This window comes from Streptomyces sp. SAI-127, from assembly GCF_029894425.1.
Lineage (GTDB): Bacteria > Actinomycetota > Actinomycetes > Streptomycetales > Streptomycetaceae > Streptomyces.
This window is the reverse complement of sequence record NZ_JARXYJ010000001.1, coordinates 8,364,877-8,380,012: the sequence shown is the minus strand read 5'-3', so window position 1 is coordinate 8,380,012 and position 15,136 is coordinate 8,364,877. Positions and strand designations below refer to the sequence as shown.

Here is a 15,136-nt window from a genome sequence, read left to right as displayed (position 1 = left end):
CGCTCAGAAACCCTCGTAGGACCGGCGAGGGCCCCGGCGGCCGCGCCACAGGACCACCCCGGTGATCAGCAGGGCCACGCCCAGGCCGCCCGCGAGCGGGGCCGCCCAAGTGGCCGTGTCACTGTCCGACTTGGCTGCATCCGGGCCGGAGCCGAAGTACTTCTCGCCGTAGGACGCCGGCTGCAGGCCCTCCGGCTTCAGGCGGGCCGCGGCCTTCAATGCTGCCGCGGGGTCGACGAAGCCGAAGCCGCGGGAGTCGTCGCGGCCGCCCGAGGGGGCGTTGCGGGCCGTGTCCTCCAGGAGCTTCTTTATCTGTGCGGGCGTCAGGTCCGGGTGGGCGGCCTTGACGAGGGCGACCGCGCCCGAGACGAACGCGGAGGCGGCGCTGGTTCCCCAGCCCTCGTAGTACTTGTGGTCGGGGTCGGCGATGACGACGTCGTCACCGGGGGCCGCGACCGTGGCGTACCAGCGGCGGGTGGAGAACGAGGCGCGGGTGCCGAACTTGTCGACGGCGGTGGCGGCGATCACGCCCGGATAGGCGGCCGGGTAGGAGATGTGGTCGCCCTTCTCGCCGCCGTTGCCCGCCGAGGCGACGACGACGGCGCCCTTCCCCAGCGCGTACTGGACGGCGTCGTCCTCCCCGGCCTCGGGGTGCGCGGAGGCGGAGTCGTCGCCCAGGGAGAGGTTGATGACGTCGGCGCCGTGGTCGGCGGCCCAGCGGATGCCCTCGGCCAGGGCGTTGCCGCGGGTGTTGCGGGCCCTGGAGCGGGCCGGGTCGCCGTCCTCCAGGATCACGCGGACAGGGAGGATCTTGGCCTCGGGGGCGATGCCCATGACACCGTCGCCGTTGGCCACGCCGTGTCCGTGACCGGCGATGATGCCGGCCATGGCGGTGCCGTGCCGCGCCCAGGGCCGCTGCCCTCGCACGGCTCCGAATCCGATCATGTCCTTGCCGGTGAGGACGTTGCCGACGAGGTCGGGGTGGTCGTTCTCGACGCCGGTGTCCAGGACGGCGACGGTGACGCCCGCGCCCTTGGTGGTCTGCCAGGCCTCCTGGGTGTGCATGGCCTCCAGGGCCCACTGCTTGGCGCGGATTCCGTCGGCGTGCGCGGCGGTGGGCGGGACGAGGGCGACGGAGGCGGCGAGGAGGACGCTCAGGAGACCTGCCCGGCGGGTCGTGACGCTCATGAGGACTGCTCCGGGGGCGAGGTGACGGTCTTGCGCAGGGCGCGTTCGACACGGTCGGCCAGCCCCTGGGCCTCGTTGCCGAGACCGGCCTGGGCGGCGGGGGTGGTGTCGCCGGACTCCATGGCCTTCTCGGCGGGCTCCGGGGTGTCGACCGTACGGCCGTCCGCCCAGCCGGAGACGGCGAACGCGACCACGGGGGCGTCGGTGAGGACGGAGATCGTCCAGGAGGCCCGCTGCGCCGCACCGAAGTCCGCGGCGAGGGTGTTCTTCGCGGCGTACGGGAGGGGCATCAGGTCGGTGCGGTCGGCCAGGCCCTCTCGGGTGAAGCGGGTGTCGAGTTCGCGCATGGCGGTGGCGTCGGCGTCGGTGAAGAGGAGGCCGACGGTGGTGACGTAGCTCTGGGTGGCGTCCGTGTAGGTGGCGCGCAGGAGGCGTTCGCAGCCGACGGGGGCGAGAGCCTTGCGCAGCAGGGGGTCGAAGGCGTTCGTGCAGCCGCTGTCGGGGGCGACGGCGATCCGCGTCCAGGTGCGGTCGGCTCCGCCGGGCCCGGCGCCCTGGCCGTCCACGATCGGCGGGAACAGCTGGTCGACGGGCACGCTGTGCCACAGCTCACCGGCCTGGGCGAACCTGTCGCCGCCGCCTTCGTCCCCGGAGTCCCCGATCAGCCAACTCCCGGTCACGGCACCGCCGATGAGCCCGAGCCCGAGCACGGCGCACGCGGCCACGGCGGCGATCCGGGGAGGAATCCGCACCGCCCACGACCGCTCCTTGTAGCCGACCTCGGGCTCCCCGAACGACACGACCGGCCGCCCGTCGCCGGGCGTTCCGGCAGGCGGGGGCAGGGGAGCGCTCCAGGAGAGGGCGGGGTCGGGCGCGAGGGAGGTGGCCGACGATTCTGTGGACGTCGGGGGCGTGGAAGGCCGGCTGGTGGGCGCCGGGGGCGTCGGCGGACCCGCGGGCGGGGGAGGCACGGTCGGCGGACCCGCGGGCGCCGAGGGCGTGCGCATGGCACCGGCGCCCGACGCCTCACGCGTGGGGCGCGGCGGGAATCCGGGGCGGGCGGGCGCACCCGGCCGTGCGGCGGCCTGCGGCCCTGCGGCGGCACCGGGACGGTTCGGATCGGCTCCGGGACGACCGGGACCGGAGCCTGGGCGGGCGTCGGGCACGGGCGGTACGGCGGTGCCGCCGGAAGCCCCCCTCGACGCGGAGGACGCGGACGCCGAGCCGGTCCGCCCGTCACGAGCCGCCGGCACCGGCCGCATCCGGAAGGTCGTCTCGGACGCGCTCTCGGCGGGGGCGGCGGTACGACGCGGGGGCACGGGGGGCTGAGAACCGGGCCGGGGCGGCACGACACCGGACACCGACGGCGAACCCGCCGGAGGGGTGTCCGGGAAGCGGGCCGAGGCCGGGGGCGGGGGCGGGGTGCTGCCGGGGAACGGGGTGCCCGAGTTCCGGGTGTCGGAGGGGGCGCCGGTGGGGTGCGGTGGCGTGGCGCCGGAGCCCGTGTCGTCGGTCGTTCGTATCGGTGGCCGACCGGTGGCACCCGTTGCCTGGGACCGCTCCCCGCCCGGCACGTCGGTCTCCCGTCGCGCCGCAGCGGTGGCGTCCTGTCGGCCCGGGTCACCGGATGCCTGGCGACCCGAGGTGTCCGGACCGCCGGACATCCGTGCGCCGCTCTCCCCGGACCCCTGCCAGTCGAACCCGCCGAACGTCGCCCGACCCTGCGCTGCCGGGCCTCGTCGGCTCCGCTCGCCGAACGCCTGCCAGTCGCTGTCCTCGTTCATCCGCCCGCCCGGCTCGACGATCTCCCGCCGGCCCGGCTCGACGGCTTCCGGGCGCCCCGACTCCTCGGACGGCTCCGAGCCCGGCCCGTCCTCGCCCGCCGTCGGCGGCTGGGCCGGCCTCGGTGGGGTCGTCGGGCGTGGAGGAATCGAGGCGCGACGTGCTTCGGTGCTCATGCACCCCCCGTTTCCTCATGTCCGGGCCGATCGGTCGTGCGCGGGCCCTCGTCGGAGTCGCCGGCAGGGAAGACAGCCGTCCGGGCACGCATACCCGCACGGAAGGGCCGGCATCCCGGCGCGGCGGCGACGGGGGGCGTACAGCCCTGCGTGCGTGCGCGTCACTCTACGGGTTGTTCCTGGGCGAACGGGAACCAGTCCGCCAGGCCGGGGGCATCTGCCCGGAACGTCCCCCTACCCTGCGGTAATCCTGTCTGGCAGGCTGCGTTCATGACTGCGCGCGCCGCCGACCGGGCCCGTTACGACCAGGCCACCGCCCATATCGACGCCCCACTCGCGATCGTGGACCTGGACGCCTTCGACGCCAACGCGGACGATCTCGTCCGCCGGGCGGCGGGGAAACCCATCCGCGTCGCCAGCAAGTCCGTGCGGTGCCGGGCGCTGCTCGAACGCGTCCTGGCCAAGGACGGCTTCGCGGGGATCATGTCGTTCACCCTCGCCGAGTCCCTGTGGCTGGCCCGGGGCGGCTTCGACGACATCCTGCTCGCCTACCCCTCCGCCGACCGCGCCGGATACGCCGAACTCGCCGCCGATCCCAAGCTCGCCGCCGCCGTGACGGTGATGGTCGACGACCCGGCGCAGCTCGCCTTCATCGACGGGGCCCGCGCGGGCGGCTCCGAAGTCATCCGGGTCTGCCTGGAGTTGGACACCTCGCTGAAGCTGCTCGGCGGCAAGGTGCGGGTCGGTGCCCGGCGTTCGCCGCTGCACTCCCCCGCCCAGGTCGCCGACATGGCACGCGCGGTGGCCCGGCGGCCCGGGTTCAAGGTCGTGGGGATCATGGCCTACGAGGGGCACATCGCCGGTGTCGGGGACTCGGTGGCCGGACGGCCGTTGCGTTCCCGGGCCGTCCGGCTGATGCAGGCCACCGCCCGCCGGGAGCTCGCCGAGCGGCGCGCCGCGGTCGTGCGCGCGGTGCGGGCCGTCGTACCGGACCTGGAGTTCGTCAACGGCGGGGGCACGGGCAGTGTGCAGCACACCGCCACCGAGGACGCCGTCACGGAGATCGGCGCCGGGTCGGGGCTGTACGTCCCGAGGCTGTTCGACAACTACACGTCCTTCAGCGGGCGTCCGGCCGCGCTCTTCGCCCAGCCCGTCGTGCGCAGGCCGGGGGTCGGCGTCGTGACCGTCCTCGGCGGTGGCTACCCGGCCTCCGGCGCGGCCGGACCCGACCGGCTGCCGGTGCCGTATCTGCCGGAGGGGCTGAAGTACGACCCGCAGGAGGGGCCCGGCGAGGTGCAGACCCCGCTGCTCGGCGCGCCCGCGGACGATCTGTTGCTCGGCGACAAGGTGTGGTTCCGGCACGCCAAGGCCGGTGAGCTGTGCGAGCGGTTCGAGAGGCTGCACCTGATCGAGGGGGACGCGGTGACGGCGACCGTTCCGACGTACCGCGGGGAAGGTCACACGTTCCTCTAGGTCAACGGCCGAGCGACCGGATCCCGTTGGTGATCCGGTCCATGTCGGCGAGCGGCGGCCCGTCAGGACCCGCGTCGAAGGCGAAGCGGACGACGACGGCGTTCCGGGGTCCGCCGGGGGCGGGCGTGAAGGCCAGCGACTGGACGTAACCCTCGGCCCCCTGGGCCGTCTTCACCCGCCAGCGCACCTGGTATCCGGTGCATCCGGCGACGGCGACGGGCTCCGATCCGACGACCCGGTGGGTGCGGATGCCGGCGTAGGAACTGTCGGCGGCCTGCCGTATGTCCTTCTTCGCGAGGGATGCCGGGGACACCCCGGGGGTCGCGGGCAGAGTGCGTGTGAAGACCCTGCCGCCGTCGGTGGTCATCACGACGTTGTCGCGGGTGACGTACTTCGCGGGGACCCAGCCCTCGGGCAACGGCAGGCTGATGCCGTCGAGTTCGTCGTCCAGGCGGGACGGGGCCGGGGAGGCCGTGGAAGGCGGGGGCGTCGCGACCGTCGGTGCCGTGTCCGCCACGACGTCGTCCCCGTCGCCCCGGGCGAGGGCGAAGGCCCCGCTGACGATCGCGGCCACGAGGACGACTCCCGAGGTCGTCAGGGCCACGGCCTTCGCGCGCCCCGAGGCCCCGCCGGCCGGCCGCGGCGGGCCGGGGCCCGCCGGGGCGCGCCGGTGGTCCGTCCAGGCCGTCCCGTCCCACCAGCGCTCCAGGTGCGGAGCGTCGGGGTCCGGGTACCAGCCGGGCGGGAGCGTCCTGCTCATGGGGGCACTGTAGGGCGAGACCTACAGCGGTGTGACGTACGCCCCCGAGATGCCGCCGTCCACGAGGAAGTCGCTGGCGTTGACGAAGGAGGAGTCGTCGCTGGCCAGGAAGGCGACGGCGGCGGCGATCTCCTCGGCCTCGGCGAACCTGCCGACCGGAATGTGCACGAGCCGGCGCGCGGCCCGCTCGGGGTCCTTGGCGAACAGCTCCTGGAGCAGCGGGGTGTTGACCGGGCCCGGGCAGAGAGCGTTCACGCGGATGCCCTCCCTCGCGAACTGCACGCCCAGTTCGCGGGACATGGCGAGCACGCCGCCCTTCGAGGCGGTGTAGGAGATCTGCGAGGTCGCCGCGCCCATCCGGGCCACGAAGGACGCCGTGTTGATGATGGAGCCCTTGCCCTGGCGCCGCATGTAGGGGATCGCGGCCTTGCAGCACAGGTAGACCGAGGTCAGGTTGACCTCCTGGACGCGCTTCCAGGCCTCGAGGCCGGTCTCCAGGATGGAGTCGTCGTCGGGCGGGGAGATGCCCGCGTTGTTGAAGGCGACGTCGACGCTGCCGTAGGTGTCGTACGCCGTCTTGAACAGGGCCTCGACCTGCTCCGGGTCGGTCACGTCGACCTTGACGAAGAGCCCGCCGACCTCGTCGGCGGCGGCCTTGCCGCGGGGCTCGTCGACGTCGGCGCAGACGACGTTGGCGCCCTCGGAGGCGAGCCGGCGGGCGGTGGCGAGACCGATGCCGCTGCCGGCTCCGGTGATGACGGCGGTGCGGCCGACGAGACGACGGCACACGATCTGATCGGTCACTGTGCGGGGCCCTCCGTGCTGATGAAGACGTTCTTGGTTTCGGTGAAGGCGGTCAGGGCGTCCGGGCCGAGCTCGCGGCCGAGTCCGGACTGCTTGTAGCCGCCGAAGGGGGTCCAGTAGCGGACGCTGGAGTGGGAGTTGACGGACAGGTTGCCCGCCTTGACCGCCCGGGAGACGCGCAGGGCGCGGCCGAGGTCGCGGGTCCACAGGGAACCGGAGAGGCCGTACGGGGTGTCGTTGGCGAGCCGGATCGCGTCCTCCTCGTCGGTGAAGGGCAGCAGGACGGCGACCGGGCCGAAGATCTCCTCGCGGGCGGCCTCGGAGTCGGGCGCCTCGCCGGTGAGGACGGTCGGCGCGAACCAGAAGCCGGGCCCGTCGGGCGCGCTGCCGCGCAGGCCGGGGGCGTCGGCGGGGACCAGTGCGCGTACGCGCTCCAGCTGCCGGCGGGAGATCAGCGGGCCCATCTGGGTCTTCTCGTCGGCGGGGTCGCCCACGACCACGGCGTTCACCGCCTCGGCGAGCAGTTCGAGGACCTCGTCGTAGACCGACTCCTGGACCAGGATCCGGGTGCGGGCGCAGCAGTCCTGGCCGGAGTTGTCGAGGAAGGAGAAGGGGTCGACGGCCGTGCGCAGGTCCGCGTCCGCGAAGACGATGTTGGGGCTCTTGCCGCCGAGTTCGAGGGTGACCGGCTTGACCTGGCGGGCGCAGCCCTCCATGACGGCACGGCCGGTGGCGGTGGAGCCGGTGAACACGATCTTCGCGACTCCGGGGTGCTCGACGAGGGCGGTGCCCGCGACCGGGCCGTGGCCCGGCAGCACCTGGAACAGGCCCTCCGGGAGCCCTGCCGCCAGGGCGAGTTCGGCGAGCCGCAGGGCGGTGAGCGGGGTCGTCTCGGCGGGCTTGAGGACGACGGCGTTGCCGGCGGCGAGCGCGGGCGCCGTACCCCAGGCCGCGATGGGCAGGGGGAAGTTCCAGGGCGCGATGACCCCGACGACACCGAGCGGTTCGAGGATCGTGACGTCGAGTCCGCCGGGGACCGGGATCTGGCGGCCGTTCAGCCGCTCCACTCCCCCGGCCGCATAGGCCAGCAGATCACGGACGTTGCCCGCCTCCCAGCGGGCGTTGCCGAGGAGGTGACCGGCCTCGCGGACCTCCAACCGGGCCAGTTCCTCGACGTGCTGGTCGACGACGTCGGCGAACCGGCGCAGCAGCCGGGCCCGGTCGGCGGGCGCGAGCGCGGCCCACTTCGCCTGCGCCTTCGCGGCGCTGGCGACGGCCGCGTCCACGTCGGCCGCGGTGGCGGCGGGGACGGTGGCGACGACCTCCTCGGTGGCCGGGTTGAGGACGGTCAGCTCGTGCTCGTAGGACGACGGGGACAACGAAGTACCTTTCACAGACGTTCGAAGGAGCGGCGCAGCTCCCAGTCGGTGACCGCCGCGTCGAAGGCTTCGAGCTCGACGCGGGCCATGTTGCGGTAGTGCGCGACGACCTCGTCGCCGAAGGCGGCCTTGGCGATCGGGCTGTTCTCCCAGAGCTCGGCGGCCTCGCGCAGGGTGGTGGGGACGTGGGCGTAGTCGGCGGTGTAGGCGTTGCCGGTGCAGACCTCCGGCAGCTCCAGCTTCTGCTCGATGCCGTACAGCCCGGCCGCGACCAGCCCGGCGACCGCGAGGTACGGGTTGACGTCACCGCCGGGCAGCCGGTTCTCGAAGCGCAGGGAGCGGCCGTGTCCCACGACCCGCAGGGCGCAGGTGCGGTTGTCGTGGCCCCACGCCACGGCCGTGGGGGCGAAGGAGCCCGGCTGGAACCGCTTGTAGGAGTTGATGTTGGGAGCGTAGAGGAGCGAGAAGTCCCTGAGGGCCGCCAGCTGCCCCGCGAGGAAGTACCGCATCACGTCCGACATCCCGTCCGGGCCGGCCATCGCGTTGTTTCCGGCGGCGTCGGCGAGCGAGAGGTGGATGTGGCAGGAGTTGCCCTCGCGCTCGTTGTACTTGGCCATGAAGGTGAGCGACATGCCCTCCTGGGCGGCGATCTCCTTGGCACCGGTCTTGTAGACGGCGTGCTGGTCGCAGGTGACGACGGCCTCGTCGTAGCGGAAGGCGATCTCGTGCTGGCCGGGGTTGCACTCACCCTTGGCGGACTCGACGGTGAGCCCGGCGGCCGCCATTTCGTTGCGGATACGGCGGAGCAGGGGCTCGATGCGGCCGGTGCCCAGCACCGAGTAGTCGATGTTGTACTGGTTCGCCGGCGTCAGCCCTCGGTAGTTGGCGTCCCAGGCCTGCTCGTAGGTGTCCTTGAAGACGATGAACTCCAGCTCGGTGCCGACCTGGGCGGTGTAGCCGAGTTCGGCGAGCCGCTCCAGCTGGCGGCGCAGGATCTGGCGGGGCGCGGCGACGACCGGGGAACCGTCCTCCCAGGCGAGATCGGCGACCAGCAGGGCCGTACCGGCGTTCCACGGCACGCGGCGCAGGGTGCTCAGGTCGGGGCGCATGGCGAAGTCGCCGTACCCCCGGTCCCAGGACGACATCGCGTAGCCGTCGACAGTGTTCATCTCGGTGTCGACGGCGAGGAGGTAGTTGCAGCCCTCGGTGCCGTGGTGGAGTACCTCGTCGAGGAAGAAGCGGGCGGCGAACCGCTTGCCCTGGAGCCGGCCCTGCATGTCGGGGAAGGCCAGGACGACGGTGTCGATCTCACCGCTCGCGACGAGGGCGTGCAGCTCCTCGACGCCGAGCGGGGGTGTGCGTTCTGCCACGGGAGAGCTCCTTCGGCTGCTGCGCGTTTTTCCGACCGGGCCGGGAGCCATAAGGTATTGCTCTGAACCATTGCTTGGGAAGGGGGCTCGGCCATATGTCGGTGGACGCTGACGGCGGCCCGGACGACCGGTTGACGCCGGTGCTGCGGCCGGTCAGGGCGGGCAACGGCTTCGAGGAGGCGCTGGAGCAGATCCTCCAGGTCGTGCGGCTCGGCCTGGTACCGGGGGGCGGGCGGCTGCCGGCCGAGCGGGAGCTCGCGGAGCGGCTCGGGATCAGCCGGGTGACGCTGCGCGAGGTGCTGAAGGTGCTCCAGGACCAGGGGCTGGTGGAGTCGCGGCGCGGGCGGTACGGCGGCACGTTCGTCCTGCCCCGGGCGCAGGACGCGGTCGGCGAGGAGGAGCTGCGGCGCCGGATCGCCGAGGCGGACATCGAGGACGTGCTGCGCTTCCGGGAGGTCCTGGAGGTGGGCGCGGCGGGTCTGTGCGCGACGCACGGCCTCACCGACCAGCAGGCGCAGCGGCTGCGCGAGGCCCTGGCGGCCACCCAGGAGGCCCCGCTGGCGGACTACCGGCGCCTGGACACGCTGCTGCACCTCACGCTGGCGGAACTGTGCGGCTCACCCACGCTGACCGCCCAGTACGCGGCGGTACGGGCCTCGGTGAACGACCTCCTGGACTGCATCCCGCTCCTGGTCCGCAACCTGGAGCACTCCCAGCGGCAGCACGCGGCGCTGGTGGAGGCGGTGCTGGACGGGGACGCCGACGGGGCCCGGGAGATGATGCGCGAGCACTGCGCGGGCACGGCGGCGCTGCTGCGCGGTTTCCTGGCATGACCTTGATTCTTGACACCACCAGGCGCAAAGGTATGGGCGTGGGCCATTGCAAGCCTGGGAGGGCCGTGTGACCGTACGACCGCTGATCGGTGTCAGCACGTATCTGGAGGCCGGCGCGCGCTGGGGCGTCTGGGAGCTGGAGGCGGCACTGCTGCCGGCGGGCTATCCGCGACTCGTCCAACGCGCGGGCGGTCTCGCGGCGATGCTCCCGCCGGACGCCCCGGAGCACGCGGCCGCGACGGTGGCCCGCCTCGACGGTCTGGTCGTCGCGGGCGGCCCGGACGTCGAGCCGGTCCATTACGGCGCCGCCCCCGACCCCCGCACGGGCCCGCCCGCTCGCGCCCGGGACACCTGGGAGCTGGCCCTGATCGAGGCGGCGTTGTCGGCCGGCGTCCCCCTCCTGGGCATCTGCCGCGGCATGCAGCTGCTGAACGTCGCCCTCGGCGGCACGCTCGTCCAGCACATCGACGGCCACGCGGAGGTGCCGGGAGTCTTCGGCCGGCACCCGGTCAAGCCCGTACCGGGCACGGTGTACGGCGATCTCGCCCCGGAGGAGACCTCCGTGCCGACCTACCACCACCAGGCGGTGGACCGTCTCGGGGAGGGCCTCCTGGCGTCGGCGTACGCGCCGGACGGCACGGTGGAGGCCGTCGAACTCCCCGGCCCGCCCTGGGTGCTGGGTGTGCAGTGGCATCCGGAGATGGGCACGGACCTGCGGGTGATGCGGGGGCTGGTGGCGGCCTCTAGCGCCCGGTGAGCCGACGCCGGAGCCAGGCCAGGGCCGTGTCGCCCTGTGCCCGCTGGAAGGCCCGGACGGTGGGAATGCCGGGCGGCGGGGGCAGCAGGGAGTGGTACAGGAAGTAACCGGTCACGGCCGCGAGGGCGGTGGTGACGGCGTCCGGGTCGGCGGTCGCGCCCAGCGGATGTGCCGTGAACAGCTCCTCCGGGTCCGGGCCGCCCTGGGCGCGGACGCACGGCAGCATCACCAGCAGGTCGAACCAGGCAGTGGCACGCAGGGCGTGCGGCCAGTCGACGAACACGGTACGGCCGGCGTCGGTGAGCAGGATGTTGTCCGCCCGCAGGTCCCCGTGGGCGAGGGTGTCGCCGGTGACCGCGTCGGGCCAGGGGGCGGCGAGTTCGGCGAGACGGGGCAGATGGGTGGCGGTCCAGGGGCCGAGGCGTTCCGCGAGGCCCTCGTGCTCACCGTCCAGGAGTCGCTGCCAGCCGTCGAAGGCGCGGACGAGGGCCGTGGCGGCGGGCGGGGCGTCGAGCGGGGACGGGGTGAGGGTGCGGCTCAGTTCCGCCACCGCGTCCAGGACGCGCTCCAACTCGGCCTTCTGCCACGGGATGTGGGGCTGGCGGCCGGGGACGTCCTCGTACACGAGGGCCACCCAGGTGCCGTCGTCATAGGTGCCGAGCAGGCGGGGCGCCGGGACCGTCGCGGGGAGCGCGGCGGCGTTGCGTGCCTCGGCGCGGTGCAGTTCCGGGCTGTGGGGGTTGGTGTCGCCGCTGACGGCCTTGACGAAGGCCCGGTGGCCGGTGGCGGAGCGGACGCGGGTGGCGGCGCCCGGGGAGAATCCGCCGGGCTGGGTGGTGGCGTGGGTGACCCGTCCGCCGAGCACGTCCGCGACGGCGTCGCGTACGGCCCGGGGGAGGTCCTCCCAGGGGGTGCGGACGCCGGTGGCGGGCGGGGCGGTGGCGGTCATGCGGTTCATGGTGCGGGTCCGCTGTGCCGGCTCGCCAAGGGTTTTCGCCCCCGTGAGGAGACGTCCTACGCCCGCGTCAGCGACAGCAGGTCCCTCGCCGGCCCCACCGGCCGGTGCCCCGTGGGCCACACCGCCCGCAGGTCCCGCGCCAGGGACACCCCCTCCACCGGCACCCGCACCAGTCGGCGCATCGTCAGCTCCTCCCCCACCGCGAGCTCGCTCAGGACCGCAGGACCCGCTCCGCTCACCACCGCCGCCTTCACCGCCGTGGTGGAGGAGAGTTCGATCAGCGGGCGGGCCAGGCCGCCCAGGGCCGCGTCCAGCACCTGCCGCGTGCCCGAGCCCTTCTCGCGGAGGATCAGCGGGGTCGCCGCCAGTTCGGTGGAGGCCACAGGGCATCGGCGGCGGGCCCACGCGTGTCCCGGGGCGGTCACCACGATGAGGTGGTCGTGGGCTATCACCACCGAGTCGAGGCCGGGAGGGACCGTCAGGCCCTCCACGAAGCCCAGGTCCGCCTCGTCCGACAGCAACCGCTCCGCCACCGTCGCCGAGTTCCCCGCATGCAGGGACACCGCCGTGTCCGGCCGCCCGGCACGCAGCGCCAGCAGCCACCCCGGCAGCAGATACTCCGCGATCGTCATGCTCGCCGCCACCCGCAGCCGGGAGTCGCGCCGGACCCGCAGCGCCTGCGCCCCCGCGTCGAAGGCCTCCGCCGCCGCCACGATCCGCCGCGCCCAGTCCGTCACCAGCGCCCCGGCGTCCGTGAGCCGGGAGCCGCGGGGCGAGCGGTCGACCAGGGCCACTCCCAACTGCCGTTCCATCGAGCGGATCCGGCTGCTCGCCGCCGGCTGGGTGATGCCGACCTCCCGCGCCGCCCCGCCGAGGCTCCCGAGCCGCGCCACGGCCAGCAGCAGCTCCAGCGCCCCGAGATCCGGTACCCGGTGGGCCAGCCCGCCGCCCACCGCCGCCCCTTGCTGATCCACACCGCTCATAAAGACAGCTTATGCCCTCATAGAGCCATACTCCCTGGTCGCGGCCCGTCCCGAACGACACCGTGGAGACATGGTCACCGCCGTCCGTCATCTCGGGCCGAACTGGTACGCCTCCGTCATGGGCACCGCGATCGTCGCCACCGCCGGCATCGCGCTCCCCGTGCACCTCCCCGGCCTGCGCACGATCTGCGCGGCCGTCTGGCTCCTGTCCCTCGCCCTGCTGGTCACCCTTCTCTGCGCCCGCGCCCTGCACTGGCGCCACCACCGCGACCAGGCCCGCGCCCACCTCCTCGACCCTGCCATGGCCCCCTTCTACGGCTGCCTCGCCATGGCCCTGCTGGCCGTCGGCGGCGGTGCCCTCACCGTCGGCCGGTACTGGATCGGGACGACGGCCGCGGTCGCCCTGGACGCCGTGCTGTTCACCGCGGGTACGGCCGTGGGGCTGGCCGCCGCGGTCACCGTGCCGTACCTCATGGCCGTACGGCAGAAAGCCGACCCGCGGCAGGCCACGCCCGTGTGGCTGCTCCCACTCGTCGCGCCCATGGTGTCCGCCGCGCTCGGGCCGCTCCTCGTGCCGTATCTCCCGGCCGGTCAGCCGCGCGAGACCCTGCTCCTCGCCTGCTTCGCGATGTTCGGGCTCAGCCTTCTCGCGACCCTGGCCATGCTGCCGCTCGTCTTCGCCCGGATCGTCACCGGCGGGCCGCTCCCCCTCGCCCTCACCCCGACCCTCTTCCTGGTCCTCGGCCCGCTCGGCCAGTCCACCACCGCCGTCGGCAAGTTCGCGGACGTGGCCCCCGGTGTCGTGGCGGCCCCCTACAGCCAGGGTTTCGGCGTCCTCGCGGTGCTGTACGGCGTTCCCGTCATGGGGTTCGCGCTGCTGTGGCTGGGGCTCGCCACCGCGCATGTCGTCCGTGCGCACCGGCACGGGATGCGGTTCGCGATGACCTGGTGGGCCTTCACCTTCCCGGTGGGCACCTGTGTCACGGGGGCCGAGGCACTGGCCCGGCACACCGGACTCGTCGTGTACGACTGGCTCGCCACCGGTCTCTTCGTCGCTCTCGTCGCCGCCTGGGCCACCGCCGCCCTGCACACCGCGCGCGGAGTCGTCAGCGGCGCGCTGCTCTCAGGGCCTCGCCCAGCGCCCGTGGCGCCTCTGCCAGTGAGGGTCCGTACCACGTCAGGTGCCGTCCGCTGACGAGTGCGCAGGGCAGGCCGGGGAAGGCCTCCGGGCCGTCCTCGGGGGTGAAGCGGTACGGCTCGTCGGGGAGGACGACCACGTCCGGTGCCGCCGCCCGCAACTCCTCCAGCGGGACACGTGGATAGCGGTCCTCGTGGCCGGCGTACACGTGGTCCACGCCCAGGCGGGACAGCACGTCGCCCGCGAACGTGTCCCGGCCCAGCACCATCCACGGCCGCCGCCAGATCGGTACGACGGCGGTCCTGCGGCGCACGGGGGGCGCGAGCGCCGACCAGGACTCCTCGGCCTCGTCCAGCCAGCGCGGCCGTACGACGCCACACGCCTCGGTCACCCGGGCCAGCTCCCGGAAGGCCTGCGGGACGTCCCGGACCTCGGTGACCAGGACCTCCAGACCCGCCTCCCGCAGAGCGGCCAGATCCGGCTCCCGGTTCTCCTCCTCGTTCGCGATCACCAGGTCGGGGGCGAGGGCGGTGATCCGGTCGAGCTTCGGGTTCTTGGTGCCGCCGACGCGGGTGACGGCGAGGTCCGCCGGATGGGTGCACCAGTCGGTGGCGCCGACCAGGGCGCCCGGTGCCGAGCGGGCGATCGCCTCGGTCAGCGAGGGGACCAGCGAGACGACTCTCACCGCCGGGGCCGGTCCCGGACCGCCTCGATGTGTTCGGCCACGGCGACGACGACCACACGGGTGTCCGCCACGGTCGCCCGCCAGCGGTGCCGCACCCCGCCGGTGAGGTACAGGGTGTCGCCGCGGCCCAGCCGGTAGGCGCGCCCCTCCGCCTCGACATCCACCGCGCCGTCGGCGACGTACATCAACTGGTCGTTGCGGTACTGGAATTCACGCCCCGCGTCATGGTCGCCGGTGAACTCCTGGGCGTGCATCTGGTGGTGACCGCGCACCAGGGAACGCATCCGGGGTGCGTAGTCCGGCTCCGGCCCCTCGGCGTGCACGACGTCGACGCTGCACGCCGGGTCGGCGGCGGCGAGGAGTTCGACGGCCGTGGTGCGCAGGGCGTCGGCGACCTTCTCCAGGGAGCTGCGGCTGGGACGGGCGCGTTCGTTCTCGATCTGGCTCAGGAAGGGGACCGAGAGGCCGCTGCGCTCGGCCACGACGGCGAGGGTGAGCTCCAGCGCGCGGCGCCTGCGGCGCACGGCCGCGCCGACCCGAAGGGGCTGTTCTTTGTGGTCGCCCATGGCTCCGGCTCCCTCCTACGCTCGTCGGTCCTGTGACACGTCCCCTGATGAGTTGTCTGCACCCTACGCATGTTCGGCAAACCGTTTCATGCGGCCGTCACATCGATGTCACACGGCGTGCGACCGTACCTCACACTTCACGCCAGCCGAACGGCCCCCCGGTGGATCACCAGGGGGCCGGAAGCCGGGCCCTCACCCGTTGGCCGCCGCTCAAGTCCCCTTGTCGGTGGCGAAGTTCGGGCGATGGCGTAGCTCTATGTGGTTGGCCGGATCCTTACCGTGCT

At 73.7% G+C, this 15,136-nt stretch carries 14 protein-coding genes; 4 read left to right on the top strand and 10 right to left on the bottom strand.

The window, feature by feature from the left end; all coding sequences use genetic code 11:
- Positions 1 to 3: 3 nt before the first annotated feature.
- Positions 4 to 1,188 (bottom strand): type VII secretion-associated serine protease mycosin, encoded by a 1,185-nt coding sequence (gene mycP / locus M2157_RS38495; RefSeq protein ID WP_280867499.1) that lies wholly within the window; start codon positions 1,186 to 1,188, stop codon positions 4 to 6.
- Positions 1,185 to 1,988 (bottom strand): hypothetical protein, encoded by an 804-nt coding sequence (locus M2157_RS38490; protein WP_280868332.1) that lies wholly within the window; start codon positions 1,986 to 1,988, stop codon positions 1,185 to 1,187. The genes mycP and M2157_RS38490 overlap by 4 nt, the downstream gene beginning before the upstream one ends.
- A gap of 1,428 nt (positions 1,989 to 3,416) precedes the next feature.
- Between M2157_RS38490 and M2157_RS38485 the strand changes: the two genes are divergently transcribed.
- Positions 3,417 to 4,619, top strand: a complete 1,203-nt coding sequence (locus M2157_RS38485) for an amino acid deaminase/aldolase (protein ID WP_280867498.1) — start codon at positions 3,417 to 3,419, stop codon at positions 4,617 to 4,619.
- Between the two features lies 1 nt (position 4,620).
- On the opposite strand, the gene M2157_RS38480 is transcribed toward M2157_RS38485, so the two are convergent.
- Genes M2157_RS38480 through M2157_RS38465 form a run of 4 tightly spaced genes read right to left on the bottom strand, consistent with a single transcriptional unit; the run spans position 4,621 to position 8,932 of the window.
- On the bottom strand, positions 4,621 to 5,379 hold the full coding sequence (locus M2157_RS38480; RefSeq protein WP_280856496.1) for a DUF2510 domain-containing protein: 759 nt from the start codon (positions 5,377 to 5,379) through the stop codon (positions 4,621 to 4,623).
- A gap of 21 nt (positions 5,380 to 5,400) precedes the next feature.
- A complete protein-coding gene (locus M2157_RS38475; RefSeq protein ID WP_280856497.1) occupies positions 5,401 to 6,183 on the bottom strand; it encodes a 3-oxoacyl-ACP reductase in 783 nt (260 codons plus the stop codon).
- Complete coding sequence (locus M2157_RS38470) at positions 6,180 to 7,562, bottom strand: aldehyde dehydrogenase family protein (RefSeq protein ID WP_280867497.1); 1,383 nt, start codon at positions 7,560 to 7,562, stop codon at positions 6,180 to 6,182. The genes M2157_RS38475 and M2157_RS38470 overlap by 4 nt, the downstream gene beginning before the upstream one ends.
- Positions 7,563 to 7,573: 11 nt before the next feature.
- Positions 7,574 to 8,932 carry a glutamine synthetase family protein gene (locus tag M2157_RS38465; protein WP_266526246.1) on the bottom strand — a complete coding sequence of 453 codons (1,359 nt, stop codon included), beginning with the start codon at positions 8,930 to 8,932 and terminating at the stop codon, positions 7,574 to 7,576.
- A 95-nt stretch (positions 8,933 to 9,027) separates the two neighbouring features.
- Between M2157_RS38465 and M2157_RS38460 the strand changes: the two genes are divergently transcribed.
- The gene (locus tag M2157_RS38460) at positions 9,028 to 9,765 is read left to right on the top strand and encodes an FCD domain-containing protein (protein WP_266526248.1); all 738 of its coding nucleotides are present in this window, start codon (positions 9,028 to 9,030) and stop codon (positions 9,763 to 9,765) included.
- Between the two features lie 67 nt (positions 9,766 to 9,832).
- Positions 9,833 to 10,522 carry a gamma-glutamyl-gamma-aminobutyrate hydrolase family protein gene (locus M2157_RS38455; RefSeq protein WP_280867496.1) on the top strand — a complete coding sequence of 230 codons (690 nt, stop codon included), beginning with the start codon at positions 9,833 to 9,835 and terminating at the stop codon, positions 10,520 to 10,522.
- Here the strand turns inward: M2157_RS38455 and M2157_RS38450 are convergent.
- Positions 10,509 to 11,471: a phosphotransferase gene (locus M2157_RS38450; protein WP_280867495.1), complete on the bottom strand. Its 963-nt coding sequence runs from the start codon at positions 11,469 to 11,471 to the stop codon at positions 10,509 to 10,511. The two genes, M2157_RS38455 and M2157_RS38450, sit on opposite strands and share 14 nt — an antisense overlap.
- Positions 11,472 to 11,536: 65 nt before the next feature.
- Positions 11,537 to 12,463: a LysR family transcriptional regulator gene (locus M2157_RS38445; RefSeq protein ID WP_280867494.1), complete on the bottom strand. Its 927-nt coding sequence runs from the start codon at positions 12,461 to 12,463 to the stop codon at positions 11,537 to 11,539.
- A 70-nt stretch (positions 12,464 to 12,533) separates the two neighbouring features.
- On the opposite strand from M2157_RS38445, the gene M2157_RS38440 reads away from it, so the two are divergent.
- The gene (locus M2157_RS38440) at positions 12,534 to 13,658 is read left to right on the top strand and encodes a TDT family transporter (protein WP_280856502.1); all 1,125 of its coding nucleotides are present in this window, start codon (positions 12,534 to 12,536) and stop codon (positions 13,656 to 13,658) included.
- On the opposite strand, the gene M2157_RS38435 is transcribed toward M2157_RS38440, so the two are convergent.
- Both M2157_RS38435 and M2157_RS38430 read right to left on the bottom strand, forming a co-directional pair.
- Complete coding sequence (locus M2157_RS38435; protein ID WP_280856503.1) at positions 13,570 to 14,286, bottom strand: helical backbone metal receptor; 717 nt, start codon at positions 14,284 to 14,286, stop codon at positions 13,570 to 13,572. The two genes, M2157_RS38440 and M2157_RS38435, sit on opposite strands and share 89 nt — an antisense overlap.
- Positions 14,283 to 14,852 carry an XRE family transcriptional regulator gene (locus tag M2157_RS38430; protein WP_266378847.1) on the bottom strand — a complete coding sequence of 190 codons (570 nt, stop codon included), beginning with the start codon at positions 14,850 to 14,852 and terminating at the stop codon, positions 14,283 to 14,285. The genes M2157_RS38435 and M2157_RS38430 overlap by 4 nt, the downstream gene beginning before the upstream one ends.
- Positions 14,853 to 15,136: the final 284 nt, after the last annotated feature.